We start from the raw sequence: 26,321 nt of genomic DNA, 5'->3' as shown, positions 1-26,321 counted from the left end.
GCCGCGTATTTACTGGGTGAGCGTGGCCGCGCGCACGGCATCGACCGCGTCGAGGATGGCCTCGCTGGTGGCCGGTGCGCGCAGCGGCGGATTGATGCGATGCGCGCCTACCGACGAGACCGCATCGCGGATCGCCAGGAACACCGAGAACGGCAGCAGCAGCGGCGGCTCACCCACCGCCTTGGAGCGGTGAATGGTGTCGGACACATTGCTGTTGGCATACAGTTCCGTGCGGAAGGCTTCCGGACAATCCGAGATGGCCGGAATCTTGTAGGTGGAAGGGGCATGTGTCATCAGCTTGCCGTCCTTGTTCCACCACAGTTCCTCGGTGGTCAGCCAGCCCATGCCCTGGATGAAGCCGCCCTCGACCTGGCCGATGTCCAGCGCCGGGTTCAGGCTCTCGCCGGCGTCATACAGCAGGTCGGCCTGCAGCAGTTTCCATTCGCCGGTGAGGGTGTCGATCACCACTTCCGACACCGCCGCCGCATAGGCGAAATAGAAGAAGGGATGGCCGTGCATGCGCTTGGCATCCCAATGCACCTTCGGTGTGGAATAGAAACCGTCGGACCACAATTGCACCCGTTGCAGGTAAGCCTTCATCACCAGTTCGACGAAGGGCAGGGATTGCTCTCCTGCCAGCACCAGGCCATCGGCAAAGCGCACCGTTGCGGCCTCCACGCCAAAATGACGAGCCGCCACATCGGCCAGCCGTGCGCGGATCTGCAGGGCAGCATCCTGCGCTGCCTTGCCGTTGAGGTCGCTGCCGGTGGAGGCGGCGGTGGCCGAGGTGTTGGCGATCTTGCTGGTATCGGTGGCGGTGCAGCGCACCTTCTCCAGCGGCACGCCCAGGGCGTTGGCCACTACCTGCGCGACCTTGGTATTGAGGCCCTGGCCCATCTCGGTACCACCGTGATTGACCAGCACCGAGCCATCGGTATAGACGTGCACCAGCGAGCCAGCCTGGTTCAGGTGCGGCACGTTGAAGGAAATGCCGAACTTCACCGGCGTGAGCGCCAGGCCTTTTTTCAACACCGTGCTGCCCGCATTGAACTCGGCCACGGCGCGGCGGCGTTCCTGGTAGCGGCTGCTGCGTTCGAGCTGATCAACCAGGCCGTGGATGACGTTGTCTTCCACTTTCTGGCCATAGTGGGTCACGTTGCGCGCCTCCGGTCCCTCGGCATCGCTGGGCCCGTAGAAATTGTTGCGACGGACCTCCAGCGGATCGCGTCCGAGATTGCGGGCGATGTCGTCGAGGATGTATTCGATGGCCAGCGCACCCTGCGGTCCGCCGAAGCCACGGAAGGCGGTATTGGATTGCGTGTTGGTCTTGCCGCACATGGCGTGGATTTCCACGTCCGAGAGATAGTAGGCATTGTCGAAGTGGCAGACCGCGCGCGTGGCCACCGGGCCGGACAGGTCGGCCGAGAAACCGGCGCGCGAGATCATGTCGATCTTGGCCGCGAGGATGCGCCCGTCATCGTCATACCCGATCTCGTAATCATAGGCAAAGCAGTGGCGCTTGCCGGTGACCATCATGTCGTCATCGCGATCGGCGCGCAGCTTCACCGGTCGCCGCAGCTTGGCCGCTGCAACGGCCGCAGCGCAAGCCCACAGCGCCGATTGCGATTCCTTGCCGCCGAAGCCGCCGCCCATGCGCCGGCATTCCACCAGCACATCGTGCGAAGCCAGTTTCAGGACGGTGGCAATGTGGTGCTGCATCTCGCTGGGGTGCTGGGTCGAGCAATACACGTGCATGCCGCGTCCCTCCTTGGGGATGGCATAGGAGATCTGTCCTTCCAGATAAAACTGTTCCTGCCCGCCCACATCGAATTGCCCGCGCAGCTTGTGCGGTGCGAGCGCCAGCGCCACCGCCGGTTCGCCACGCGAGAGATGCATCGGCGGCAGCACGTAGGATTGCGCCGCATGGGCATCACGCGGGGTCAGGATGGGCGGCAGTTCTTCGTAGTCGATCACGGCCAGGCGCGCCGCGCGGCGGGCCTGGTCATGGCTGTCGGCCACCACGATGAAGACCGGCTGGCCCGCGTATTGCACCAGGCCATCGGCCAGCACCGGGTCGTCATGGATGATGGCACCGCATTCGTTTTCGCCCGGGATATCGGCAGCGGTGAAGACGGCACGCACACCCGGAGCGGCCTTGACCTTCTCCAGGTCGATGCCGCGCACCCGCGCGTGGGCCTTCTGCGACAGGCCCAGCGCCGCATGCAGGGTGCCGTGCAGTTCGGTGATGTCGTCGGTATAGGTGGCTTCGCCGGTCACGTGCAGGATCGCCGATTCATGCGGATGCGGCTTGCCCACGGTGGCCCAGTCCTTGGGCGGCTGCACCAGGGTGTTGAGGAATTGTTCGGTTTGCTTGTTCATGCGGTTCTCCTGCAGGTTCGGTCCAAGGGCTTCACGCGGCGCTGACCGCGAAGGCGCGCACATCCTGGCGCGCCAAGGGCGCATCGGTGCGCGTTTCCAGCCAATAGCGATAGAGCAGGTTTTGCGCCGTGCGCAAGCGATAGGCGGCGCTGGCCCGCATGTCCGACAGCGGTGCGTAATCCTGTGCCAGTGCGGTCATGGCCGCCTGCACTTGCGCTTCGCTCCAGGCGCCGCCCTGCAGCAGCGCTTCCGCGTGGGCCGCGCGCTTGGGGGTGGCGGCCATGCCGCCGAAGGCGATGCGCGCCTCGGCGATGGTGTCGCCGTCCATGCGCAGCGCGAAGGCGGCACAGACTGCAGAGATGTCCTGGTCGAAGCGCTTGGAGAGTTTGTAAACCCGGAACCGTATGTCCTTGCGCGGCAGCGGGATGCGCACGGCCTGCACCACTTCATCGGGCTGCAGGGCCGACTTCTGGTAGGCCAGGTAGAAGTCTTCCAGCGGCATGACGCGCTGGCCACGCACGCTGGCCAGCACGATCTGCGCGCCCAGTGCGATCAGCCAGGGCATGGAGTCGCCGATGGGCGAACCGTTGGCGACGTTGCCGCCCAGCGTGCCGGCATTGCGCACGGGCAGGGAGGCGAAGCGCTGCCAGAGTTCCGACAGCTCTTGCGGATAGTGGCGCGCGGCTTCAGCATAGGCCTCTTCCAGCGAGACGCCGGCGCCGATCTCCAGCATGCCGTCCTGCACCTGCATGGCGCGCAGTTCTTCCACGCGGCCGATGTAGACGATATCGCCCAGTTCGCGCATCTGCTTGGTCACCCACAGGCCCACATCGGTGGAGCCAGCCAGGATGCGCGCCTTGGGCAGGTCGGTACGCAGCTGCACCAGTTGTGCCAGGGTGCGCGGGGCGTGGAAGGTCTGGCCGGCATGCGTGACGGCCAGCGGCGTGTCCTGGTCGATGGCGCGCAGGGCATTCTTGACGGCCTCGCGGTCGAACTCGACCTTGGGCAATTCACCCATACGTCGTGCCGCATCGATGATGGGACGATAGCCGGTGCAGCGGCACAGGTTGCCGGAGAGGGCATCGTCGATCTCGCGCTTGTCGGGCGTGATGCCGTCCTTGTCATGCTTCAGGTACAGGCCCCACAGCGACATCACGAAGCCCGGCGTGCAGAAGCCGCACTGTGAGCCATGGCATTCCACCATGGCCTGCTGCACCGGATGCAGGCAGCCGTCGGCTTGCTTCAGGTCTTCCACGGTGAACAAGGCGCGGCCGTCCAGCGTCGGCAGGAATTGGATGCAGGCATTGACCGTCTTCAGTTCCAGCTGGTCATCGCGCAGTTCACCCACGACCACGGTGCAGGCCCCGCAATCGCCTTCGGCACAGCCTTCCTTGGTGCCGGTGCAATGCAGGTCCTCGCGCAGATGCTGCAGAACGGTGCGGGTCGTGGGTTGGCCTGCTACTTCGTGGGTCTGGCCGCGAAAGTAGAACTGGATGGGGCGGGTGGTCTCTGGCATTTGGCTTTACTCGAATTTGGATTGTCTACAAAACAGACTGCTTTATGGCGCGCTCCAGGGCGTATCGTGGGGCGTGCTTCTTGTTGTTGGATCTGCTTTCAGGCGGCACCTCCGCTTGGGGCGGTGGCCGGCCTGTGGTCTCTCCCGTGGCCAGATGGCATTCAAGAAACGTGCCGGGGTCGTCAAAAGAGGAAACGGATTGTCCGCGGATGATTGTTGCGGACGATTGTCGGGTTCCCTCTTGTCACGATCCCGAAGAGGCGGCCGGTTTGTCACCGGGCTGCCTCTTCGATTTTTCCTTTTGCTTCATGAGGCGGCGTGGCCGCTCATTCACCGCCGAGGTAGATGATCTTGAACAGGAAGATTGCGGCGATGATCCAGATTACCACTGATACATCCTTCATACGACCCGTCAGCAGCTTCAATCCGGCATAGCTGATGAAGCCCAGCGCCAGGCCATTGGCAATGGAGTAGGTGAAGGGCATCACCAATGCGGTGATCACGGCCGGTACGCATTCGGTGGTGTCTTCCCAGTCGATGTGCACCAGTTCGCGCAGCATCAGGCAGGCCACGAAGAACAGCGCCGGTGCCGTGGCATAAGCCGGGACCACGCCAGCCAGCGGGGCGATGAACAGGCACAGCAGGAACAGCACGGCGATGGCCACGGCGGTCAGGCCAGTGCGGCCACCGGCCTGCACACCGGCAGCGCTTTCGATATAGGCGGTGGTGGAGGAGGTGCCCAGCAGGGAGCCGGCGACAATGGCGGTGCTGTCAGCCATGAGGGCCTTGTTCAGGCGCTCCATCTTTCCATCCTTCATCAGGCCGGCACGGGTGGCCACGCCCATCAGGGTGCCGGTAGCGTCAAACAGCTCGACCAGGAAGAACACCAGCACCACATTCAACAGGCCCATGGAAATGGCACCCTTGATGTCCAGCTGCATGAAGGTCGGGGCGATCGAGGGCGGGGCGGCGAAGATGCCCGAGAAATGGTTGCCGCCGAAGACGAAGGACAGCACCGTCACCAGCAGGATGCCGATCAGCAGCGCGCCACGCACCTTCAATCGGTCCAGCGCCACGATGACCAGGAAGCCGATGATGGCCATCACCGGGGCCGGCTGGTGCAGGTCGCCGAGGGTGACGAAGGTGGCTGGATTGGCGGCGACGATGCCGGCGCTCTTCAGGGAAATGATCGCCAGGAACAGTCCGATGCCGGCCGGGATGGCCGTGCGCAAGGACTGCGGGATGCTCTTGATGATCAGCTCACGTACCCGCAGCACGCTCACCAGCAAGAATAGGCAGCCCGAAATCAGCACCGCGCCCAGCGCAGCCTGCCACGGGAAACCCATGCCCTTGACCACGGCATAGGCAAAGTAGGCATTCAAGCCCATGCCAGGGGCCAGGCCAATCGGATAGTTGGCATACAGGCCCATGATCAGCGTGCCCACCGCCGCCGCCACACAGGTGGCCACAAACACCGAGTCCTTGGGCATGCCGGCATCGCCCAAAATGCTGGGGTTGACGAAGATGATGTAAGCCATCGTCAAAAAGGTGGTCAGGCCGGCCAGCAACTCCGTGCGGACGGTGGTGCCGTTCTCTTCCAGGCGGAAGAACTTGTTCAAGGCGTTCATTGTGGGTTGTCTCCGTTTGGTCCGTTTTTATGCGCCGGAAAACTTGCCTGGCATTGGCGCTGTGCATGCGCTTGTGCATGCGTCAGGGCCGGGGGCAGGCAAAAAATGGGCGGTGCTGGTGGGGGTGCTTTTCGCATTGTTTTGGCAGCGTTGCTAATGTCGTTGAATTTCATCTGAGGGATGTAAGGGATGGCACATAGCCATTATTAACCTGGAGTTATAAGTGGGATCTTCGGCGGAAATCAGCGCTGGCGCTGGAGATTGTTGCTGCGCATTGGTGACACGGAGGTATGGAATCTTGTGTTTCGCAGGCGAGATTTTGCCAGTTTTATCCGGGTGGGGCTTTTTGGGGCTTGGTTTGTTGTTTCGTGGAAATTATTTACTTGCTTGCTTGTTTGCTTGCTTGAGTAGTCTGCACGGAATGCTTTCCTGCGCTCTAGCTTAATTATTTCCTCTCTCCGGGCGGAACGGAGCGCCGGGAGCGGCCCGGCAGCCGCTCACTTTTCTTGTCTCGCCAAGAAAAGTAAGCAAAAGAAGGCGACCCCAAAGAGCCAGCCCTCCTGCGGAGGGTCCCCGCCGCAGCGAAGCGAAAAGTGGGAAGGATAGAGTCGCTTCGCTCCCACTATCCTTCTGATCCACTTTTCGCTCCGCTGCGGCGGCTGGCTCTATGGGGACGCCCCCCCCACGGGCTCGCCTTCGGCCTCGCCTTTTCTCGCTCGCCTGCGGCCTCGGCCGTACTCGCCTGCGGCTTCGTCGGCTTTGGTTTTGCCCTTGTTTTATCGACGCCCGTTCGTCCTGAGTAGGCCCGTCAGGGCCGTATCGAAGGCGTACCGTCCCCTGTTTCACACCTTCCGCGCCCGATTCCAGTAATCCTGTTGCCCGTAAACGTCCTTCAAGTAATCAATGAAAAACCGCGTCTTCGCCGGCAAATGCCGCTGCTGCGGATACACCGCCATGATGTCGTAATGCGGCAAAGCATACTCATCCAACACCGTCACCAACTCCCCCGACGCCAGCTGCGCCTGGATCTCCCACGTCGACCGCCACGCCAACCCCAACCCTTCACTGGCCCAGCGATGCAACAACTCCCCATCGTTGCAATCCAGATTGCCCTGCACCTTGGCAATCACCGGCTTGCCGCCCTGCTGGAAATACCACCCGCGCTGCTGCCCACCCTGCAAATTGAACGCCAGACAGTTGTGCTGCGCCAGATCATCCAGCGTGCGCGGAACACCATGACGATGCAAATACTCCGGCGCCGCACACACCACCCGCCGGTTGCTCGCCAACCGCACCGCCACAAAGCTCGGCTCAATCGCACCCCCAATGCGGATGCCCAGGTCATACCCCTCACGCACCAGATCGACCACACGATCCGTCAGATTGAATGAAATCTGCACCTCCGGATGCGCCGCCAAAAACGCCGGCGCATGCGGCGCCACATGCAGCCGCCCATACGCCGCCGGCGTCGAGACCACCAAATGGCCCGTGGCCTTGTGCCGGCCCTCGGCAATGCTCTTCTCGGCCGTGTCCATCTGCTCCAGCAACTTGCGGCAATGATCCAGAAACACGCTGCCCTGCTCCGTCAACGTCAAATGCCGCGTCGTGCGATGCATCAGCTTGGTGCCCAAGCGCTTCTCCAACGCATCAATGCGCCGCCCCATCATCACCGGCGTCACCTTGTCTTCCAGCGCGGCCGCCGCCAGGCTGCCCTTGTCCACTACCAGCACGAATGCTTCGATCTGTTTGAGTTTGTCCATCAATCCCTCCCGGCCTGAGTGTAATTCAATACTTTTTGGATGTTTCCATACTTTTGCTCAGTAATCAGTGGACTCTGATGATACTTATCATCCGGATTTGTAATGACTAGCATGGCCTCCAGCGATCACACATCCACCAACGGACATTCTGGAGAACGAGCATGGCAAAGATGAGAGCAGTCGACGCGGCAGTGCACGTATTGGTCAAGGAAGGCTGCCTGCAAGCCTTCGGCGTGCCCGGCGCCGCCATCAATCCCTTCTACTCGGCATTGAAGAAACACGGCGGCATCAGCCATATCCTCGCCCGCCACGTCGAAGGCGCCTCCCACATGGCCGAAGGCTATACCCGCGCCAAGGCCGGCAACATCGGGCTGTGCATCGGTACCTCGGGGCCGGCCGGGACCGACATGATCACCGGGCTCTATTCGGCCCAGGCCGATTCCATCCCCATCCTCTGCGTCACCGGCCAGGCGCCCCGCGCCCGGCTCTACAAGGAAGACTTCCAGGCCGTCGACATCGAATCCATCGCCAAGCCCGTCACCAAATGGGCCGTGACCGTGCGCGAACCGGCCCTGGTGCCGCGCGTGTTCCAGCAAGCCTTCCACCTCATGCGCTCCGGCCGCCCCGGCCCGGTCCTGATCGACCTGCCCTTCGATGTGCAAATGGCCGAGATCGATTTCGATCCCGATACCTACGCGCCACTCCCGGTCTATCGTCCCGCCGCCACCCGCGCCCAGATCGAGAAGGCCTTCGACATGCTCAACGCGGCACAGCGTCCGTTGCTGACCATCGGCGGCGGCGTGGTCAACGCCGATGCCGCCGCACTGGCCGTGGAATTCGCCGAGCTCACCGGCATCCCCGTGATCCCGACCCTCATGGCCTGGGGCGCGATTGCCGACGATCATCCGCAGATGGCCGGCATGGTCGGCCTGCAAACCAGCCACCGCTATGGCAACGCGACCCTGCTGGCCTCGGACTTCGTGCTCGGCATCGGCAACCGCTGGGCCAATCGCCACACCGGTTCCATCGATGTCTTCACCAAGGGCCGTACCTTCGTCCACGTCGATATCGAACCGACCCAGATCGGCCGTGTCTTCGGGCCGGATTACGGCATCGTCAGCGACGCCGGTGCCGCGCTCAAGCTCTTCGTCGAAGTGGCCAAGGAGTGGAAGACCGCCGGCCGCCTGCCCGACCGCTCAGCCTGGCTGGCCGAGTGCCAGCAGCGCAAGAAGTCGCTGCAACGGCGCACCCACTTCAATGACACGCCCGTCAAGCCGCAACGCGTGTATGAGGAAATGAACCGCGCCTTCGGCCGTGAGACCTGCTATGTGGCGACCATCGGTCTGTCGCAGATCGCGGCCGCGCAATTCCTGCACGTCTATCGCGATCGCCATTGGATCAACTGCGGCCAGGCCGGGCCGCTGGGCTGGACCATTCCCGCTGCGCTGGGTGTGGTGGCGGCCGATCCGCAGAAGAAGGTGGTGGCCATCTCGGGCGACTATGACTTCCAGTTCATGATCGAGGAACTGGCCGTGGGCGCGCAATTCAAGCTGCCTTACCTGCACGTACTGGTCAACAACTCCTACCTCGGCCTGATCCGTCAGGCGCAGCGCGGTTTCGAAATGGACTATTGCGTGCAGCTGGCCTTCGAGAACATCAACGCCCCCGAACTGAACGGCTATGGCGTGGACCACGTGGCCGTGGTCGAGGGCCTGGGCTGCAAGGCCATCCGCGTCACCGATCCCAATGCCATCCAGGATGCCTTCGCCCAGGCCCAGCGCTGGATGGCCGAGTACCGCGTGCCGGTGGTGGTGGAAATCATCCTCGAACGCGTCACCAACATCGCCATGGGCACCGAGATCGATGCCATCAATGAATTCGAACCCCTGGCCGAGCGCGCCGATGATGCGCCTACCGCCATCAGCCTGCTCGACTGAAAACCAAGGAGACCCGCCATGACCCAACTCGCCGCCAATCTCACCATGCTGTTTACCGAACAGCCTTTCCTGGAACGCTTCCAGGCCGCATCGCAGGCCGGCTTTCGTGCAGTGGAATTCCTCTTTCCCTATGCCTTTGCACCGGAACAGATCGCCGATCAATTGCGCACGTACCGCCTGCAACTGGTCCTGCACAACCTCCCGGCCGGCAACTGGGACGCCGGTGAACGCGGCATCGCCTGCCATCCCGATCGCGTGGCGGAGTTTCGTGCCGGGGTCGATGAGGCCATCCGCTACGCCCGCGCGCTGGAAGTGCCGCAGCTCAATTGCCTGGTCGGCATCCTGCCGCCGGGCGTCTCGCGCGAAGCGGCGCGCGAGGTGCTGGTCGGCAATTTGAAATACGCAGCCACGCGCCTGAAGGAGCAGGGCATCCGTCTGCTGATCGAGCCCATCAATCACTTCGACATTCCCGGCTTCTTCCTCAACACCACGCGCCAGGCGGTGGAACTGATCCTGGCCACGGGCTCGGACAATCTCTTCGTGCAATACGACATCTATCACATGCAGCGCATGGAGGGCGAACTGGCCAACACGCTCAAGGCCAACCTATCCCTGATCGGCCACGTGCAGCTGGCCGACAACCCCGGACGCGGTGAACCCGGCAGCGGCGAGATCAATTACCGCTACCTGTTCAACTGGCTGGAGGAGATCGGCTATCGCGGCTGGATCGGCTGCGAATACAAACCGCAGGCCGGGACCGTTGCAGGACTGGGCTGGATCGCGCAACACGGATTGCAGACAGCCTGAACACATGACAGCAGGATTTCATCTTTCTTGAGGAGACACAGCATGGCAAAAGTTGGATTCATCGGCCTGGGCATCATGGGCGCACCCATGGCGGAAAACCTGCAGAAGGGCGGCCACAAGCTCTACCTGCACGACCAGAAAAATCCCCCCGCTCCCTTGCTGGAGGGCGGTGCCACCGTCTGCACGTCGGGTGCGGAAGTGGCGCGGCGCGCCGACATCGTCATCGTCATGGTGCCGGATACGCCGCACGTACAGGCGGTTCTCTTTGGTGACAAGGGCGTGGCCGAAGGCCTGTCGCCGGGCAAGATCGTGGTGGACATGAGCTCCATCTCGCCCATCGCCACCAAGGAGTTCGCGCAGAAGATCAATGCGCTCGGCTGCCAATATCTGGACGCACCGGTCTCGGGCGGTGAAGTGGGCGCCAAGGCGGCTTCGCTCACCATCATGGTCGGCGGTTCGGAATCGGCCTTCAACGATGTCAAGCCGTTGTTCGAACTGATGGGCAAGAACATCACCCTGGTCGGCGGCAACGGCGATGGCCAGACCACCAAGGTCGCCAACCAGATCATCGTGGCCCTGAACATCCAGGCCGTGGCCGAGGCCTTGCTCTTCGCCTCCAAGGCCGGGGCCGATCCGGCACGGGTGCGGCAGGCGCTCATGGGCGGCTTTGCTTCCTCACGCATCCTCGAAGTGCACGGCGAGCGCATGGTCAAGCGGACCTTCGCGCCGGGCTTCCGCATCGAGTTGCACCAGAAGGACCTGAACCTGGCCCTGCAAGGCGCCAAGGCATTGGGCATCAGCTTGCCCAATACTGCCGCGGCCCAGGAGCTGATGAACGCCTGTGCCGCCAATGGACTGGCGGGGATGGATCACTCGGCGCTGTGCCGGGCGGTGGAGATCCTGTCCAATCACGAGATCGCCAAGGCCTGAGCGAATGATGATGTCAATGTGAAGTGAGACTGCGCGTATTTCGCCTCGGCTTCACTTCACATCCCGTTCGGACTGAGTAGCCGCGCATGCGGCGTATCGATGGCGCACAGACGACTGCGCGCCTTCGATACGATCCTGCGGATCTACTCAGTCCGAACGGTTTTTTCATGCATCCAACCAGAACAAGAGGATTTCCATGCGCCGACTACGCCAGGCCAAAATCGTCGCCACCCTCGGTCCCTCCAGCGCCACGCCGGAGATGATCCGCGCGCTCTTCGACGCCGGGGCTGACGTATTTCGTTTCAACTTCAGCCACGGCAGCCACGCCGATCATCACGCGCGTTACCAGATCGTGCGCCAGGTGGAGCGCGAAGTCGGCCGCCCCATCGGCGTGCTGGCCGACCTGCAGGGCCCCAAGCTGCGCATCGGCCAATTCGCCGGGGGCAGGGCAGTGCTGCAAACCGGGCAGGTGTTCACCCTCGACCGTGATGCCTCCCCTGGCGACCAGCGCCGCGTCTGCCTGCCCCATCCTGAATTGTTCGAGGCCATTCATGCGGGACAAAGCCTGCTCATTGACGACGGCAAGCTGCGCCTGCAGGTAGAAGCCAGCGATGGCCATGCCATTCGCACGCGTGTGGTCAATGGTGGCGTGGTCTCCGATCGCAAGGGCGTCAATGTGCCCGATGCGGTCTTGCCGATTCCTGCGCTGACCGCCAAGGACCGCCGTGATCTGGACTTCGCGCTGGAGATGGGCGCGGACTTGATCGCGCTGTCCTTCGTGCAGCGCCCCGAGGATGTGCTGGAGGCGCGGGCGCTGGTGGCGGGCCGCGCGGCCATCCTCTCCAAGCTGGAGAAACCGGCCGCGCTGGAGCGGCTCGACGAGATCGTGGCAGTGTCCGACGCCATCATGGTGGCACGCGGCGACCTCGGTGTGGAGCTGCCGCCGGAGTGCGTGCCGGGCACGCAAAAGCGCATCCTGCGCGCCTGCCGCCACCAGGGCAAGCCCATCGTGATCGCCACGCAAATGCTGGAATCGATGATTGCCGCACCGGTACCCACGCGGGCCGAAGTGTCGGATGTGGCCAGTGCCATCTATGACGGATCGGATGCGGTGATGCTGTCGGCCGAGTCGGCCAATGGCAGCTATCCCTTGCAGGCGGTCACGATGATGGACCGGGTGATTGCGGAGGTGGAGAAGGATCCGCTGTATCGCACCCTGATGCAGGCCCAATACGCTACCCCCGAACGCAACCGGCCCGACGCCATCTGCGCGGCGCTGCGCGACGTCACCGGCATCCTCGGGGCGAGCGCCACGGTGACCTATACCAGCTCGGGGCACACCAGCTTGCGCGCGGCGCGTGAACGGCCTGCTGCGCCCATTTTGAGCATCACGCCGCAACTGGCCACGGCGCGGCGGCTGGCGCTGGTGTGGGGCGTGCATTCCACCATCAGCGAAGCCGTGCATGACGAGCGCCAGATGGTCAGCGCGGCCTGCCAGGCGGCGGTGCGCGAAGGGTTTGCGCGCCAGGGAGACCAGATCGCGATCACCGCGGGCATGCCCTTCGGGCAGCCGGGCAGTACCAATCTGTTGCGGGTGGCGGAGGTGTGGGGGTAGGGGGCGATACAATGAAAACGGCCCCTTGCGACGTTCCGGAGGAAGAACGTCACAAGGGGCCGTGCTTCATCGAGCCGGCTTACTTTGATTCAGCCAGCTTGCTTTCCTTGACGCCGGCCTGTCCTTCTTCTTCATCGACCAGGTGCAACTTGTTGCGCGCCATCAGGATACCCATCTTCACTTCCTGCCAGATATAGGTCAGTACGCCCGGCTTGGCATCGATCTCCAGCGTTTCGGTATTTTCGGCGGTGGAGGTGATGACGTGCTTGCCAGGCGTCAGCTCCTTGTAGAGATAAGTGTGTGCAGCCGTGCGGCCCAGGGGCGCGCCATCCACCGCGACATCCATGCGCACGGCCGCGCCCATGGTTTCATTGCGATAGATGTAGACGGCACTCTTGTCCTTGTCGATCTTGAATTCCTTGAGTTGTGCATCCTTGGCCGGATCGGCCATGGGTACGGCGCAACCGGACAGCGCTGAGACCAGCGCGAGACTGAACAGCATGGCTTTCATTGGTTTTCCCCTTGGGTTGTGATGGCGATGTTTTTCTTGCTTCTTATTTCTGGATGGCGCCTGCTTTGGCGGAGCCATTCGACTCGATCTTCTTGTCGATCACGGTATGCGTTTGTTCTTCCTCGATCCATACCGCGGAATAATCTTCGCCCAGTTCCCCCTTGACCACGTAGACCTTGCCGGCTTCCGGCGTGAACTGGACCTTGCCCTCAACGCGATAGACAGGATTGGTCAAGGCCAGGATGGGCGCGGCATATTGCGTCTCGCCGCGAATGCCCAAGGTGGTGGGTTGGATCGGGAAATCGTGGCTGATCAGGTAGACACGCATGAACAAAAACTTGCCCTGGTTCTCCGCACGCGTACGCATGGGGGAAGTGAGGACTGACTCGCCATCAACGGTATCGATGTAGAAGATATCGGCTTTTTGGGACGAGTGGCGCTTGGTCGAATCCTTGATGGTTGCCTTCGGCCCCTGATAATTTTCCGGCAGCGTCTGCTTGAGACTTGCGCAGCCTGTCAATGCGATGGCCGTGGCCAAAGCCAATCCAGTCAATCTCATTTTTCCCCTGACATCTGTGTTGTTGAATGTCTTGTTTTTCTAGTTCTTTATTTTCGCCACTGCCAGCGCTCCCGACGCAGCTCAGCAAAGACGGAAGGAATAATAATCCATCTTGCAAAAGTTGTCAGTGCACCGCTTGCACCAGCGCCGGTTGCCCAGGATCGTGCCGAACCGGTGCTGCCCGCCCCGCACCTCACGCACCGAGCCTGAACACCTCTACCGCCTCCTGCAACTGTCCGGCCTGATGGCGCATGGCCTGGGCCGCTGCGGCAGCCTCTTCCACCAGCGCCGCATTCTGCTGGGTCGTTTCATCCATGAGGGTGATGGCGCGGTGGATCTCTTCAATGCCGCTGCTCTGCTCCCGGCTGGCCGCACTGATCTCGGTAATGATGGCGTTGACCCGCTGCACGCTCTGCACCACCTCATGCATGGTGCTGCCGGCCTGCTGTACCAGCGTGGCGCCGCTGTCGATGCGGCCCACCGAATCGTTGATCAGCTCCTTGATTTCACGGGCGGCGGTGGCGCTGCGTTGTGCCAGTGACCGCACTTCGGAGGCCACCACTGCGAAGCCGCGTCCCTGTTCGCCCGCGCGCGCCGCCTCCACGGCCGCATTCAGGGCCAGGATGTTGGTCTGGAAGGCAATCCCATCAATGACGCTGATGATGTCCACGATCTGGCGCGAGGAGGCATTGATGTCGGCCATCGTCCTGACCACCTGTTCCACCACCTCACCGCCCTGCACCGCAATGTGCGAAGCATTCCCGGCCAGCTCGGTGGCCTGGCGGGCATTGTCGGCGTTCTGTCTGACGGTGGAGGTCAGTTCTTCCATGGCGGCAGCGGTCTCTTCGATGGAGCCTGCCTGCTGCTCGGTACGCGCCGACAGGTCCAGGTTGCCGCTGGCGATTTCTTCAGCAGCATGATGGATGGTGTCGGTGCCAAGGCGCACGCGGCTGACGATGTTGCGCAGGTTGTCGTTCATCAGCTTCAAGGCCATCATCAGTTCGCCTGTCTCGTCCCGTGAGCTCACCTCGACCCGCGCCGACAAGTCGCCTTGCGCCACCCGCCGCGCCACGTCCACCGCATTGACCAGCGGCCGCGCAATGCTGCGCGAGACCAGCCATGCCACGCCCGCCGCCAGCAGCAGGGCAGCCAGCGCCAGGCCGTTGATGATGTTGCGAGCGCTGGCGGAGTCCTGGGTGGCGGCCTCGCCGGCTGCATCCATCAGGCCGCCCTGGTAGTCGAACATGGCATCGAGCGCGATGAAGTACTTGATCTGTACCGGCATGAATTGCTGCGGCAGGTATTGTTTGGCCTCGTCCACCTGGCCCGCCAGTGCCAGGGCCAGGAGCTTGTCGCGCGCCGGTACGTAGGCCTGGCGCGCGGTCATGGCAGCCTCGACGTAGCGCTTGTCTTCTTCGGACCGCGCTACCTCCTTGAGCCTGGCCAGCGACTCGTTCATCTTGCGGTCCGCTGCGGTGGCGTCGGCGACCAGGGCCTTGATGCGTTGCGGATCATCAGTGAGCAGGATGTCGCGGATGTCGAGCGCGATCTTGTTGACCTGGATCTGTACCGTGTTGGCCATCACCGTCTTGGGGTAGCGGTCCTTGACGATCAGGCCGATCCCGTCGGCCAGTCGCCCCAGTTGAAGATTGCCCAGTACCGCAATGGCCAGCAACAGCACCATGACGGCACCGAAACCCAGCGCCAGTCGCGCCCCTATTTTCATGTCTGCAATACGCATGCTGCTTTTCCCTTTGCCCATGTCAGCGCGCCGCTTCGGCCAACTGGTACGCGAGATGATTGTGCCGCTCCAGCACCGCCCCCAGGTCAATGGTGGTGAGCTGTCCCTCGCGCACGATCACGCGGCCGTTGATGATGCTGGTGTTCACGTTGGCCGGGGTGCAGAAAACGAGTGCGGCCACCGGATCATGCAGTGCGCCGGCAAAGGCGATCTGGCGCGTGTCGAACATCACGACGTCGGCCGACATGCCGGGCTTGAGCGCGCCGATGTCGTCGCGATTCAATACCTTGGCACCGCCCAGGGTGGCCACTTCCAGCGCCTGGCGCGCGGTCATGGCGTCGGGGCCGAAGCCGACCCGCTGCAGCAGCATGGCCTGGCGGACTTCGCCCAGCATGTGGGCGCTGTCATTGGAGGCACTCCCATCCACGCCCAGGCCGACCGGTACGCCCGCGTCCAGCATCTTGCGGATGGGCGCAATGCCGGAAGCCAGCCGCATGTTGGAACAGGGACAGTGCGCCACGCCCGTTCCCGTGCGGGCAAACAGGTCGATGCCATGCTCGTCCAGCTGCACGCAGTGGGCGTGCCAGACGTCGTGGCCGACCCAGCCGCAGTCTTCGGCATATTCCGCCGGCGTCATGTTGAATTTCTCGCGGCTGTAGGCGATGTCGTTGACGTTCTCGGCCAGGTGCGTGTGCAGCGATACGCCATAGTGACGCGCCAGGTCGGCGGCCTCGCGCATCAGGTCACGCGAGACCGAGAAAGGAGAGCAGGGCGCGACCACGATGCGCTGCATGGCGTGGCGCTGGCTGTCGTGATACGTCTCGATGAGGCGTTGCGTGTCCTTCAGGATGGCAGGCTCTTCTTCCACCACGCGGTCCGGGGGCAATCCACCCTTGGACTGGCCCACGCTCATGGCACCCCGCGCTCCGTGGAATCGCATGCCGATCTGGGCAGCGGCCTCCAGGCTGTCGTCCAGGCGGGTCTGGTTGGGGTAGATGTACAGGTGGTCGCTGCTGGTGGTACAGCCCGACAGGATCAACTCGGCCATGGCCGTCAACGTCGATACCCGGATCATCTCCGGCGTCAGGCCCGCCCAGATCGGATACAGATTGGTCAGCCAGTTGAACAGCTCGCCATTCTGCGCGCTGGGGATGGCGCGCGTGAGGCTCTGGTACATGTGGTGGTGCGTGTTGATCAGGCCCGGGATGACCACGTGATGGCTGGCATCAATGACCTCGTCCGCCTCTTGCGGCAGATCTTCCGTCTTGCCGACCTGCTCGATGACCTTGCCCCGGATGTAAAGCGCACCATCGGCGATCTCTTCACGGCCCTCGTTCATCGTGACCAGGACGCGCGCGTTCCTGATCAACAGCGTCTTGCCTGTTGCTTGCTCTTGCATGATGTTGGACTCCTTCTTGGCTTCCTTGTTGATGTGTTTGACTTGCGGGTCGGCGCAGGTGACAGGGGGGAGTCCCTTTCTTGCCCTATTAACGACTGCGACGGGTGGGGTTGTTGGGAGGGTTTAGGTCCGTTTAATGCTGGTTTTGTGTTGCGTTAAGGTTTGCTTAATGCTGGTGTTTCGCTGTTTTTGCTGGTTTTGTGTTTTGTGTTTTGGGTAGTCTGCACGGATTGCTTTCCTGCGCTCTAGCTTAATTCTTTTCCCTCTCCGGGCGGAACGGAGCGCCGGGAGCGGCCCGGCAGCCGCTCACTTTTCTTGTCTCGCCAAGAAAAGTAAGCAAAAGAAGGCGACCCCAAAGAGCCAGCCCTCCTGCGGAGGGTCCCCGCCGCAGCGAAGCGAAAAGTGGGAAGGATAGAGTCGCTTCGCTCCCACTATCCTTCTGATCCACTTTTCGCTCCGCTGCGGCGGCTGGCTCTATGGGGCCAACACCAACTCGGGCTCGCCTGCGGCATCGCCCTTGTCTTGCTCGCCTGCGGCATCGCCCTTGTCTTGCTCGCCTGCGGCTTCGGTCGTACTCGCCTGCGGCTTCGTCCGGACCGGTGCTGCAAATTCCCGTTCGGACTGAGTAGCGGCACAGCCGCGTATCGAAGACGCGCAGAACGCTAAATCATATAAATCATTAACGCTTCGCCTTAAAACTGCGCAGGAAATCCAGCAAAATCTGCCCCGATACCTCCGCATCATCCGCCGTCATCGTCTCCAGCGGATTGTGGCTGATGCCTCCATTGCCACATCGCGTAAACAACATGCAGACATCCGTCAGCTTGGCTATCGCCATCGCATCATGCCCAGCCCCCGACGCCAGCTCAAACGGCGTCACGCCGGCACGCTCCGTCGCGGCACGCAACTGATCCATCAGCCACGGCGCACACGGCGCAGCCGCTGCGCTCAAGGTCTCCTCCAGCTTGAAATCAATGCTGCGCCGGCCACAGATCTCCTCGATCTTGCTCAGGATGTCCTTCACCGCCGCCATACGCACCTCATCCACCGCCGCACGTATGTCCAGCGACAACTGGCACGCACCCGGAATCACGTTCGTCGACCCGCGCGGTACCTGCAATTGCCCCACCGTGCCCACCAGCGCCGCATGCTGGTCCTGCGAACAACGCTGCTCCACATAAAGGATGATCTCGGCCGCCGCCGCCGCCGCATCCTTGCGCATGTCCATCGGCGTGGTGCCGGCATGGCTGGCCACTCCCTTCAACTCCACCAGATAGCGCGAACTGCCCGCAATCGAAGTGACAATGCCCACCGGCAAATCACGATTGAGCAATACCGGTCCCTGCTCGATGTGTACCTCCACATAGCCCAGGATGTCGGCCGGATCACGCGCAATCTGCGGGATGGCCGCCACATCATGGCCCGCCTGGGTGATCACCTCGCGCATGCTGATGCCATCCTTGTCCTGCAGGTCCAGCAGCTTCATGTCGAAATGGCCGGTCACCGCATTGCTGCCCAGGAAGGTGCTCTTGAAACGCACTCCTTCTTCTTCCGAAAATCCAATCACCTCGAAATGGAAAGGCAAAGTCTCGCCACGTTCATGCAAATGCTTCACCACCGCAATGGGCAGCAAGATGCCCTCGCGCCCATCGTACTTGCCGCCATTGCGCACCGTGTCGTAGTGCGAACCGGTGAGCAAGGTCCTGGCCTGCGGATCCGTGGAAAGATAACGCCCCACCACGTTGCCCACCGCATCGATATGCACATGCATGCCCGCCTCGCGCATCCACTGCGCAATCTGCTGGGCAGTACGCTGGTGCGTCTCGGTGAGATATGTACAGGTGAGCGCGCCTTCGTCTTCCGATAGGGCACCAATTTCTTCTGCCCACTGCATTACCGTCGCCCCCATCGCCGGACGATAGCCCAGCAGGTCATTGATGCGCATCTCGGCAATGCGGCCGATCTGGCGCAACGCTTCACGCAATTCATCTTCCGGCTGGTTGCGCAGGCGGCGCGCAAACGTGGCGATGATCTGCTGGCGCGTCAGGCCCGCACCAGTAGGACCCTTCACCGCCAGGATGAAGGGAAAACCGAACTTCGCGTTGTAGTCGGCATTGAGCTGTTGCAGCCGGGCAAATTCTTCCGGGCTGCACAGGTTCAATCCAGCCTTGGCCTGCTCACCCGTGGACTCGGCTGTCAGCTCGCCGGCAATCGCGGCGCGGCCAGCCAGTTCGGGGTGGGCGCGGATCAGGCCCAGTTGCTCGGCGCGGCTGGCGTCGGTCACGACCTTGTGCAAGGCCAGCTTGAAGGCGGTGAGATTGCGGAAGGGACGCTGCAGCGCCGCCCGCTCGGGAATCCAGGGAGAGTGCTCGTAAATGCCGTGCAGGGCGGCGATGAAGGCCGAAGTCTCGGCTGCGTTCAGGTGTTCCAGTGTCGTCGTCATGTGCTGGCCGGTCGGCTCGCCGCCGGCTCCCTCGCTGTGTTCATGGGTGATGCCGCAAAGCCGACGCCGACATCCCTCATGAAAATCAGGATTGTCGGCACCGATTGTTGTCTGCGGCTGTCGTCTCACGGTCTGCGCCAAAGCCCGCCCGGTGCGGACTGCAGCGCAGATGAGACTTTAAAACATCTTGGCCCGGATGGCATCAACGGTTTCATCTGGGCCCTATGCGCAGCGGCATATCTCACCGCACCCGCTTCAGTGATCCGAACTCTGCGCCGCCGCCACCGCATAGCGGGCCACGTCCTCTTCACTGCCCCGGCCATTGAAGAACAGGTTCAACCCGACCGCCATGGCCGAGGCCAGCAGGATGCCGCTGTGGAAGATGGTGCCCAGCAGATGCGGCATCTTGTCGAAGAAGGTCGGCGCAACGATGGGGATCATGCCCACGCCAATGCTGATGGCGACGATGAAGAGATTGTTGCGGTTGCCGTGGAAATCGACCTTGGACAGGATCTTGATGCCGGTCGCCGCCACCATCCCGAACATCACGATGCCGGCACCGCCCAGCACGAATTGCGGAATCGACGCGGCCACGTGCGCCATCTTGGGGAACAGGCCAAACGCAATCAGGATCACCCCGGCCGCCACACAGACGAAACGGCTGCGAATGCCGGTCACGCCCACCAGCCCGACGTTCTGCGAGAAGGAGGTGTAAGGGAAGGTGTTGAAGAGACCGCCGATCACCGTGCCCAGGCCATCCACGCGCAAGCCGCTGGCCAGCGTGCGGTCGTCGATGCGGCGGCCGACGATGTCGCCCAGGGCCATGAACATGCCGGTCGATTCGATCATCGTCACGATCATCACCAGGCACATGCTGATGATGGAGGCAATGTCGAATTGCGGCAGCCCATAGTGAAAGGGCTGGATGAAGGCGAACCAGTCCGCCGCATCCAGCCCGTCAAAGCTGATCTTGCCCAAGGCAAAGGCAATCACGAAACCGACCACCATGCCCATCAACACCGATATGTTGGAGATGAACCCCCGCGTGTACTTGGTGATGAGCAGGATCGAGACCAGCACCACCGCCGCAATCGAAAGCGACAGCGGCGAGCCGTAGTCGGGATTGGGCACCTTCACGAACACCCCGTCGACCAGCTTGCCGATCACCGGCTGTCCACCTGCGGCCCAGTTGATGCCCACGCCCATGAGCGAGACGCCGATCACCGTGATGACGGTGCCGGTGACCACCGGCGGAAAGTAACGCATGAGCTTGCTCATGTAGGGCGAGGCGAGGATGCAGAATACGCCCGAAGCAATCACCGCCCCGTAGATATGCAGGATGTTCAGCTGCGGATTGTTGGCCATGGCCACCATCGGCCCCACGGCGGCAAAGGTCACGCCCATCATGACAGGCATGCGGATGCCGAATTTCCAGAGGCCGGCGCTCTGGATGATGGTCACCAGCCCGCAGCAGAACAGGTCGGCACTGATGAGGTAGGCGATCTCGGACTTGGGCAGGTTGAGCGCACCACCGATGATGAGCGGCACGGCAATCGCGCCGGCATACATCACCAGCACGTGCTGCATGCCGAGGGCAAAGAGCTTGAATACGGGTAGGCGTTCATCCACCGGATGGCGAGTGGCTTGCATGGGATTGTCTCCTGGTATTTTTTATCGATGGAACCTGGCATGTGACCGCGCCACCGTGATCGTTCTGAGAGGGTGGCGTGCCTTGCCGCTTGAAGGTGGTTCCGGCCCAGTACCGTGCTCCGCGTCTTGGTGGGGCTTGTGTGCGGATGCCGGTCTGATGCTGGCGATACTAATGCAATCCGGGGAGTGCGATATATAAGCCCCGGCATACCGGCTGGCGCGCCGCCGATATATGCCGGAATGCCCGTTTTCTTTGCCGGAGCGGCCCGGCACCGCTTCAGGCGCGGCCCTGCGCCATCATCTTGGCCGCCGCACTGACCTGGGCGCGCAGCCATTTGTGCTCGGTGGCCTGGTGCACCCGCTCGTGCCACAGCTGGTAAAAACGCAGCGGCGGGAACTTGATGGGTACCGTATAGCTTTTCAGGCCCAGGAGTTTTTCGTAGAAGCTGGCGAACTGCTGGCCGGCCGTCAGCACCAGGTCGGTCTGCGCCACCATGTAGGGCAGCATGCGGAAGTGCGCCGATTCCACCACCACATTGCGATGCAGGTTCTGCTTTTCGAGGAAGGTATCGATGGTGCCGTGATAGCCGGGCAGGATCTGCGAGGGCGCGGCGTGCGGCAGCGAAAGATAGTCCTCGATGCTCATGGCATCGCGCGCGGTGCGCTTGGCGTAGGCGCAGTCAGCGCGCATCAGGCAGACGATGGGATCGTCAAACAGCTTTGACAGGTGCAAATGCGCAGGCGGCTCGTCCCAGTTGGCAATCACCAGGTCCAGTTCCCCGTCCGAGAGCAGGCGGACGTAATCGGTATCCGGACCCAGCGCATGGATGACGATGCGGCTGCGCGGCGACTCGCGCCGCAGGCGGGCGATCACTTCGGTGAAGAAGGGCGTGTTCATGTAGTCGGGCGCGGCGATGTGGAAGGTGCGCTCTTCCTCCTGCGGTACGAAAGCAGTCTTGGGCACGAACAGGCGCTCGGTTTCGTCGAGGATGCGCTTGGCGGGTTTCAAGAGGCTCTCGCCATGCTGGGTCGGCACCATGCCGCGCGCGCCGCGCACCAGCAGCGGGTCGCCGGTCAGTTCGCGCAGCTTGCGCAGCGAGGCCGAAATCGAGGGTTGCGGCTGGTTCAGTTTCAGGGCGACCCGCGATACGTTCTTCTCGCAGAGCAGGAGATAGAGGATGCGGATGAGGTGGATGTCGAGATGGTCAGGCAGCCTGGACATGGGAATGTCTCCGGGGTCTTGTGGTGCGGGGCAGGTGACGGTTTTTCGTTCACTCTGGGGCGGCTGCATCAGGGCAGGCGCATTATCGTTGTCGTGTGCCGGGCCGGCTCGGGCGGCGGCCTGGCGTGATGCGAGCGCAAGCGTCCCACATCCAGGGGGCATTTTTGTATATCGTCATTCGTATGTCAAATATACGTTGATGACCATGTTTTGCGTAGTCCCGGCGTTTATCGTTCGTGCAACCGTCCCGCACCAGCAGGGCGGCCATAAAACAGATGGCACAAGCCATCGGGTCGTAGCGGCAGCACGACGGGAGACCAGCCACGGCACCAGCACGGTGCCTGCGCTTCCCGGCGCGCGGGAAGCCTTCACTCCACTCATCCAGTTGCAGCCTTGGTACACGCAGGGCGGGGGGAAGATTTCCATGGCGGCCCATTCCTGAGGCAATGCCTCGCCTGTCCGGAGTAGGTCGCGGTGGCGGACAGCAATCCTGCGTGGGGAAGACATGGAAGCACTCCTGGTTTCATATGGCATCGACTGGGCCAACCTGCTGGTCCGCTGGCTGCACCTGATCACGGGCATCGCCTGGATCGGTGCCTCGTTCTATTTCGTCTGGCTCGACAACTCCATCCGCCCGCCCAAACCAGGCAGCGACCTGGAGAAGAAGGGCGTCTCCGGCGAGCTGTGGGCCGTGCACGGCGGCGGTTTCTACAATCCGCAAAAGTATCTGGTCGCGCCGGCCGAGCTGCCGGAAGAACTCCACTGGTTCAAGTGGGAAGCCTATGCCACCTGGATCACCGGTGTGGCCATGCTCTTCATCGTGTATTACTTCAATGCCTCGGCCATGATGGTCGACAAGTCGGTGGCCAACCTCACCGGGCCGGAAGCCGTCGGTGTGGGCATCGCTACCCTGGTGCTGGGCTGGATCGTCTACGACCTGCTGTGCAAGTCGCCGCTGGGCAAGCGCGAAGGGCTGCTGGGGCTGGTGATGTTCGTCTTCATCGTGGCGGTGGCCTATCTGCTCACACACCTGCTGTCGGGCCGCGCGGCGTATATCCACGTGGGCGCGATGATCGGCACCATCATGGTGGGCAACGTGCTCATGGTCATCATCCCCGGCCAGCGCAAGCTGGTGGAGGCGATGAAGGCCGGCCGTTCACCCGACCCCATCCACGGCCGCAAGGGCAAGCAGCGCAGCGTGCACAACAACTACTTCACGCTGCCCATTCTCTTCATCATGATCAGCAACCACTATGCGATGACCTACACGCATGCCCATAGCTGGCTGGTGCTGGCGGCGATCATGGCGGCCGGTGTGCTGATTCGTCACTTCTTCAATTTGCGGCACAAGGGCAAGGTGTCGGTGGGCTATCCCATCGCCGGTGTGGCCTTGCTGCTGGCGGTGGCCGTGGCGATTGCGCCGCGTCCGGTCGCACCTGCTGCATCGACTGCACCTGCTGCCTCCGCAGGTGAAGGCGCAGCGCCCGTGGCGGCTGCCGCACCGGACTTTGCCCGCATCCAGGCCATCGTCACCCAGCGTTGCGCCAGCTGCCATTCGGACAAGCCGACCCAGGCCGGCTTCGCCACCGCACCAGCCGGGATGATGCTGCAAACGCCCGAGCTGATCCATCAGCACGCGGCCAAGATCTTCCAGCGCGCCGTCCAGACCAAGGACATGCCGCTGGCCAACATGACCCAGATGACCGATGCGGAACGCGCCGAGCTGGCCGCATGGTTCCAGGCTGGGGCCAAGTAATCGCACCCGATTCCATCAGAGAGCACTCATGCAAACCATTACCATCGACGGATTCAACCTCACCGCCGCGCAAGTCGTCAGCGTGGCCCGCGCGCCTCACCTGAAAGTGGCGCTGGCCGATTCTTCGCGTGCCGCCCTCAAACAAAGCCGCGACTACATCGAATCGACCTGGATGCACGATGAAGCGCCCATGATGTACAGCTTCAACACCGGCGTGGGCCTGCTCAAGGACACGCGCATCAAGGTCGAGCATATCGAGCTGTTCCAGACCCAGCTGATCCGCGCGCACAGTGCGGGCATCGGCGAGCCGTTTTCGGAAGAAGTCAGCCGCGCCACCATGCTGCTGCGGGCCAATGCATTCGCATCGAATTATTCCGCGCCACGCGTGGAAGTGGTGGATCGCCTGCTGGCTTTCATCAATGCGGGTATCCACCCGATCATGCCGCAGAAGGGATCGGTGGGTGCTTCCGGCGATCTGGCGCCGCTGGCTTATCTGGCGGCGGCCATTGCCGGGTTTGATGAAGCGGAAGTGATGTATCAAGGCCAGCGCATGCGCGCCACGCAGGCCATCGAGCAGGCCGGCATTGGTCCGGTCAAATTTGATCTCAAGGCCAAGGATGCCTCGGCCCTCATCAATGGCTGTACTGCCTCGCTGGCGGTCGCCATCCTCGCCGCACACGATGCGCGCCATCTGCTGTCCGATGCCTGCCTGTCACTGGGGCTGACGCTGGAAGCGATGCGCGCCGAAATGTCGGCTTTCGATCCACGTATCCAGCAGGCGCGTCCGCATGCGGGGCAGATCAAGACGGCTGAAGTCATCCGCAACTTGTTGAAGGGGTCCACGCGTACTACGCATGAAGCGCGTGCAATACAATTGCCCGATGAATTGCGCCGTACCGATATTCCCTACACCGCGCGCATTCAGGATGTGTATTCGCTGCGCTGCGCGCCGCAAGTGTATGGTCCGGTATTCGATGCACTCGACTACATCGATACCATCATCGAGAAAGAGACCAACTCCGCCACCGACAATCCGCTGATCTTCAACAAGGAAGACGGCGAAGGTTTCGAAATCATTTCCGGCGGCAACTTCCACGGCCAGTATCTGGCACAGGCGATGGACTTGCTGGCCATGGCGATTACCGATCTGGGCAGCATCTGCGAACGCCGTATCGCGCGCCTGATCGATCCGACCTTGTCGTGGGGATTGCCACGCAACCTGATGAGCGGCGTGCGCGGCGTCAACACGGGCTATCCGGTGGTGCAGTGTTCCATGAGTTCGCTGGTGATGGAAAACCGCACCCTGTGCATGCCCGGCAGCGTCGACAGCATCCCTTCCAAGGGCAACAGCGAGGACCACATTTCCAACTCGACCTGGTGCGCCCGCAAGGCGATGACGGTGGTGCAGAACACGCAATACATCGTCGGCGTGGAAATGTTGCTGGCGGCGCAGGCGCTGACCATGACCGAGGAATTGCTCAAGGACTTCAAGCTGGGACAGGGTACGCAAGTGGCCTATGACGAGATCCGCCGCCAGATTCCGGCTTGCCTGGATGGCGATCGCTGGTTCCACGACGACGTGCGCGCTGCGCATGACTTCGTGGTCAGCGGGTCGGTGAGGGAGGCAGTGATCGGTGCAATCGGGCGTTTCGTCTGATCCCGCACTGGCTTGCATGAAAAAGGCCGTCCGGTGCAATGCCGGACGGCCTTCGTCTTTGGCGTATCGGGATACGCTAAATTTAAAAACGATATAAAACAAATAAACAATTTGGCGTAGTCAGACCTCCGCCCATTGCCGCAGCAGGTTGTGATAATGCCCGGTCAGTCCCACCAATTCTTCGGTATCGCCCAGTTTTTGCCGCAGGCTGACGATGTTGCGGTCCAGTTCGAAGAGCATGCCGCGCTTCCAGTCGTCGCGGATCATGCTCTGGGTCCAGAAGAAGGAGCACACGCGCGCCCCGCGCGTGACCGGCTCCACCCGGTGCAGGCTGGTGGAGGGATAGACGATCATGTCCCCCGCCGGCAGTTTCACTTCATGGGTGCCATAGGTATCGACCACGACCAGTTCGCCGCCATCGTATTCGTCCGGCTCCGACAGGAACACCGTGGTCGAGACATCGGTACGGATGCTGCCGGCCGCATTGGGCAGCATGCGCACCGAGCCATCCACGTGCAGGCCGTAGTGTTCGCCGCCTTCATAGCTGTTGAACAGCGGCGGCATGGTCTTCTTGGGCAGCGCAGCGGCAAAGAAGAGGGGATTCCTGCGCAGTGCTTCCAGGATGATCTCGCCGAGCTGGAATCCCAGCGGCGAATGTTCCGGCAACTGCCGGTTGCGCTTCACGCGCGCCCCCTGTTCGCCCACCGTCTCGCGGCCGTCCACCCAGTCGGCGCGCTGCAGTTTGGAGCGGATGTGGCTGACCTGTTGCGGGGTCAGGAGCTGGGGGATGTGCAGCATCATGATGGAATTC

18 protein-coding genes are annotated in these 26,321 nt (G+C 62.4%); 6 read left to right on the top strand and 12 right to left on the bottom strand.

The window, feature by feature from the left end:
• Positions 1-9 precede the first annotated feature (9 nt).
• From xdhB to E2K99_RS16785, 4 genes are all read right to left on the bottom strand, one after another.
• Positions 10-2,379 (bottom strand): xanthine dehydrogenase molybdopterin binding subunit, encoded by a 2,370-nt coding sequence (gene xdhB, locus E2K99_RS16800; RefSeq protein WP_134222949.1) that lies wholly within the window; start codon positions 2,377-2,379, stop codon positions 10-12.
• 31 nt (positions 2,380-2,410) lie between these two features.
• Complete coding sequence (gene xdhA / locus E2K99_RS16795) at positions 2,411-3,895, bottom strand: xanthine dehydrogenase small subunit (protein ID WP_134222948.1); 1,485 nt, start codon at positions 3,893-3,895, stop codon at positions 2,411-2,413.
• Positions 3,896-4,221: 326 nt separating this feature from the next.
• Positions 4,222-5,523: an NCS2 family permease gene (locus E2K99_RS16790; RefSeq protein ID WP_134222947.1), complete on the bottom strand. Its 1,302-nt coding sequence runs from the start codon at positions 5,521-5,523 to the stop codon at positions 4,222-4,224.
• Positions 5,524-6,365: 842 nt separating this feature from the next.
• Complete coding sequence (locus E2K99_RS16785; RefSeq protein ID WP_121044884.1) at positions 6,366-7,283, bottom strand: LysR family transcriptional regulator; 918 nt, start codon at positions 7,281-7,283, stop codon at positions 6,366-6,368.
• A 161-nt stretch (positions 7,284-7,444) separates the two neighbouring features.
• On the opposite strand from E2K99_RS16785, the gene gcl reads away from it, so the two are divergent.
• The 4 genes from gcl (at position 7,445) to pyk (ending at position 12,572) form a co-directional block, all read left to right on the top strand.
• On the top strand, positions 7,445-9,220 hold the full coding sequence (gcl, locus tag E2K99_RS16780) for a glyoxylate carboligase (protein ID WP_134222946.1): 1,776 nt from the start codon (positions 7,445-7,447) through the stop codon (positions 9,218-9,220).
• A gap of 18 nt (positions 9,221-9,238) precedes the next feature.
• Complete coding sequence (gene hyi / locus E2K99_RS16775; protein ID WP_134222945.1) at positions 9,239-10,027, top strand: hydroxypyruvate isomerase; 789 nt, start codon at positions 9,239-9,241, stop codon at positions 10,025-10,027.
• Between the two features lie 42 nt (positions 10,028-10,069).
• Complete coding sequence (locus E2K99_RS16770; RefSeq protein WP_134222944.1) at positions 10,070-10,957, top strand: 2-hydroxy-3-oxopropionate reductase; 888 nt, start codon at positions 10,070-10,072, stop codon at positions 10,955-10,957.
• 196 nt (positions 10,958-11,153) lie between these two features.
• Positions 11,154-12,572, top strand: a complete 1,419-nt coding sequence (gene pyk, locus E2K99_RS16765) for a pyruvate kinase (protein WP_134222943.1) — start codon at positions 11,154-11,156, stop codon at positions 12,570-12,572.
• A 79-nt stretch (positions 12,573-12,651) separates the two neighbouring features.
• Here the strand turns inward: pyk and E2K99_RS16760 are convergent, their stop codons facing one another.
• The 7 genes from E2K99_RS16760 to E2K99_RS16730 all read right to left on the bottom strand — a co-directional run bounded on the left by E2K99_RS16760 (position 12,652) and on the right by E2K99_RS16730 (position 22,097).
• Positions 12,652-13,083 (bottom strand): DUF2846 domain-containing protein, encoded by a 432-nt coding sequence (locus tag E2K99_RS16760; RefSeq protein ID WP_121044877.1) that lies wholly within the window; start codon positions 13,081-13,083, stop codon positions 12,652-12,654.
• A 43-nt stretch (positions 13,084-13,126) separates the two neighbouring features.
• Positions 13,127-13,621: a hypothetical protein gene (locus E2K99_RS16755; protein ID WP_134222942.1), complete on the bottom strand. Its 495-nt coding sequence runs from the start codon at positions 13,619-13,621 to the stop codon at positions 13,127-13,129.
• A 214-nt stretch (positions 13,622-13,835) separates the two neighbouring features.
• Positions 13,836-15,383 (bottom strand): methyl-accepting chemotaxis protein, encoded by a 1,548-nt coding sequence (locus E2K99_RS16750; RefSeq protein WP_134222941.1) that lies wholly within the window; start codon positions 15,381-15,383, stop codon positions 13,836-13,838.
• 22 nt (positions 15,384-15,405) lie between these two features.
• Positions 15,406-16,782, bottom strand: coding sequence for an 8-oxoguanine deaminase (locus E2K99_RS16745; RefSeq protein WP_134222940.1), 1,377 nt, complete (start codon positions 16,780-16,782; stop codon positions 15,406-15,408).
• A 679-nt stretch (positions 16,783-17,461) separates the two neighbouring features.
• Entirely contained in the window at positions 17,462-19,225 is a 1,764-nt protein-coding gene (locus E2K99_RS16740) for an allantoate amidohydrolase (RefSeq protein ID WP_134222939.1), read from the bottom strand.
• Between the two features lie 255 nt (positions 19,226-19,480).
• Entirely contained in the window at positions 19,481-20,875 is a 1,395-nt protein-coding gene (locus tag E2K99_RS16735; RefSeq protein WP_121044866.1) for a nucleobase:cation symporter-2 family protein, read from the bottom strand.
• A 277-nt stretch (positions 20,876-21,152) separates the two neighbouring features.
• Complete coding sequence (locus E2K99_RS16730; protein ID WP_034332623.1) at positions 21,153-22,097, bottom strand: LysR substrate-binding domain-containing protein; 945 nt, start codon at positions 22,095-22,097, stop codon at positions 21,153-21,155.
• Positions 22,098-22,602: 505 nt separating this feature from the next.
• On the opposite strand from E2K99_RS16730, the gene E2K99_RS16725 reads away from it, so the two are divergent.
• A complete protein-coding gene (locus E2K99_RS16725) occupies positions 22,603-23,853 on the top strand; it encodes a urate hydroxylase PuuD (protein ID WP_134222938.1) in 1,251 nt (416 codons plus the stop codon).
• A 28-nt stretch (positions 23,854-23,881) separates the two neighbouring features.
• Entirely contained in the window at positions 23,882-25,510 is a 1,629-nt protein-coding gene (locus E2K99_RS16720; protein ID WP_134222937.1) for an HAL/PAL/TAL family ammonia-lyase, read from the top strand.
• A 120-nt stretch (positions 25,511-25,630) separates the two neighbouring features.
• Here the strand turns inward: E2K99_RS16720 and E2K99_RS16715 are convergent, their stop codons facing one another.
• Positions 25,631-26,311, bottom strand: a complete 681-nt coding sequence (locus E2K99_RS16715) for a Fe2+-dependent dioxygenase (RefSeq protein ID WP_134222936.1) — start codon at positions 26,309-26,311, stop codon at positions 25,631-25,633.
• Positions 26,312-26,321: the final 10 nt, after the last annotated feature.

Origin of the sequence: Herbaspirillum huttiense (genome assembly GCF_004367745.1) — a bacterium.
Taxonomy (GTDB): Bacteria; Pseudomonadota; Gammaproteobacteria; order Burkholderiales; family Burkholderiaceae_D; genus Herbaspirillum; species Herbaspirillum huttiense.
The sequence above is the reverse complement of the archived record's forward strand: the minus strand, read 5'-3'. Positions and strand labels throughout refer to the sequence as shown.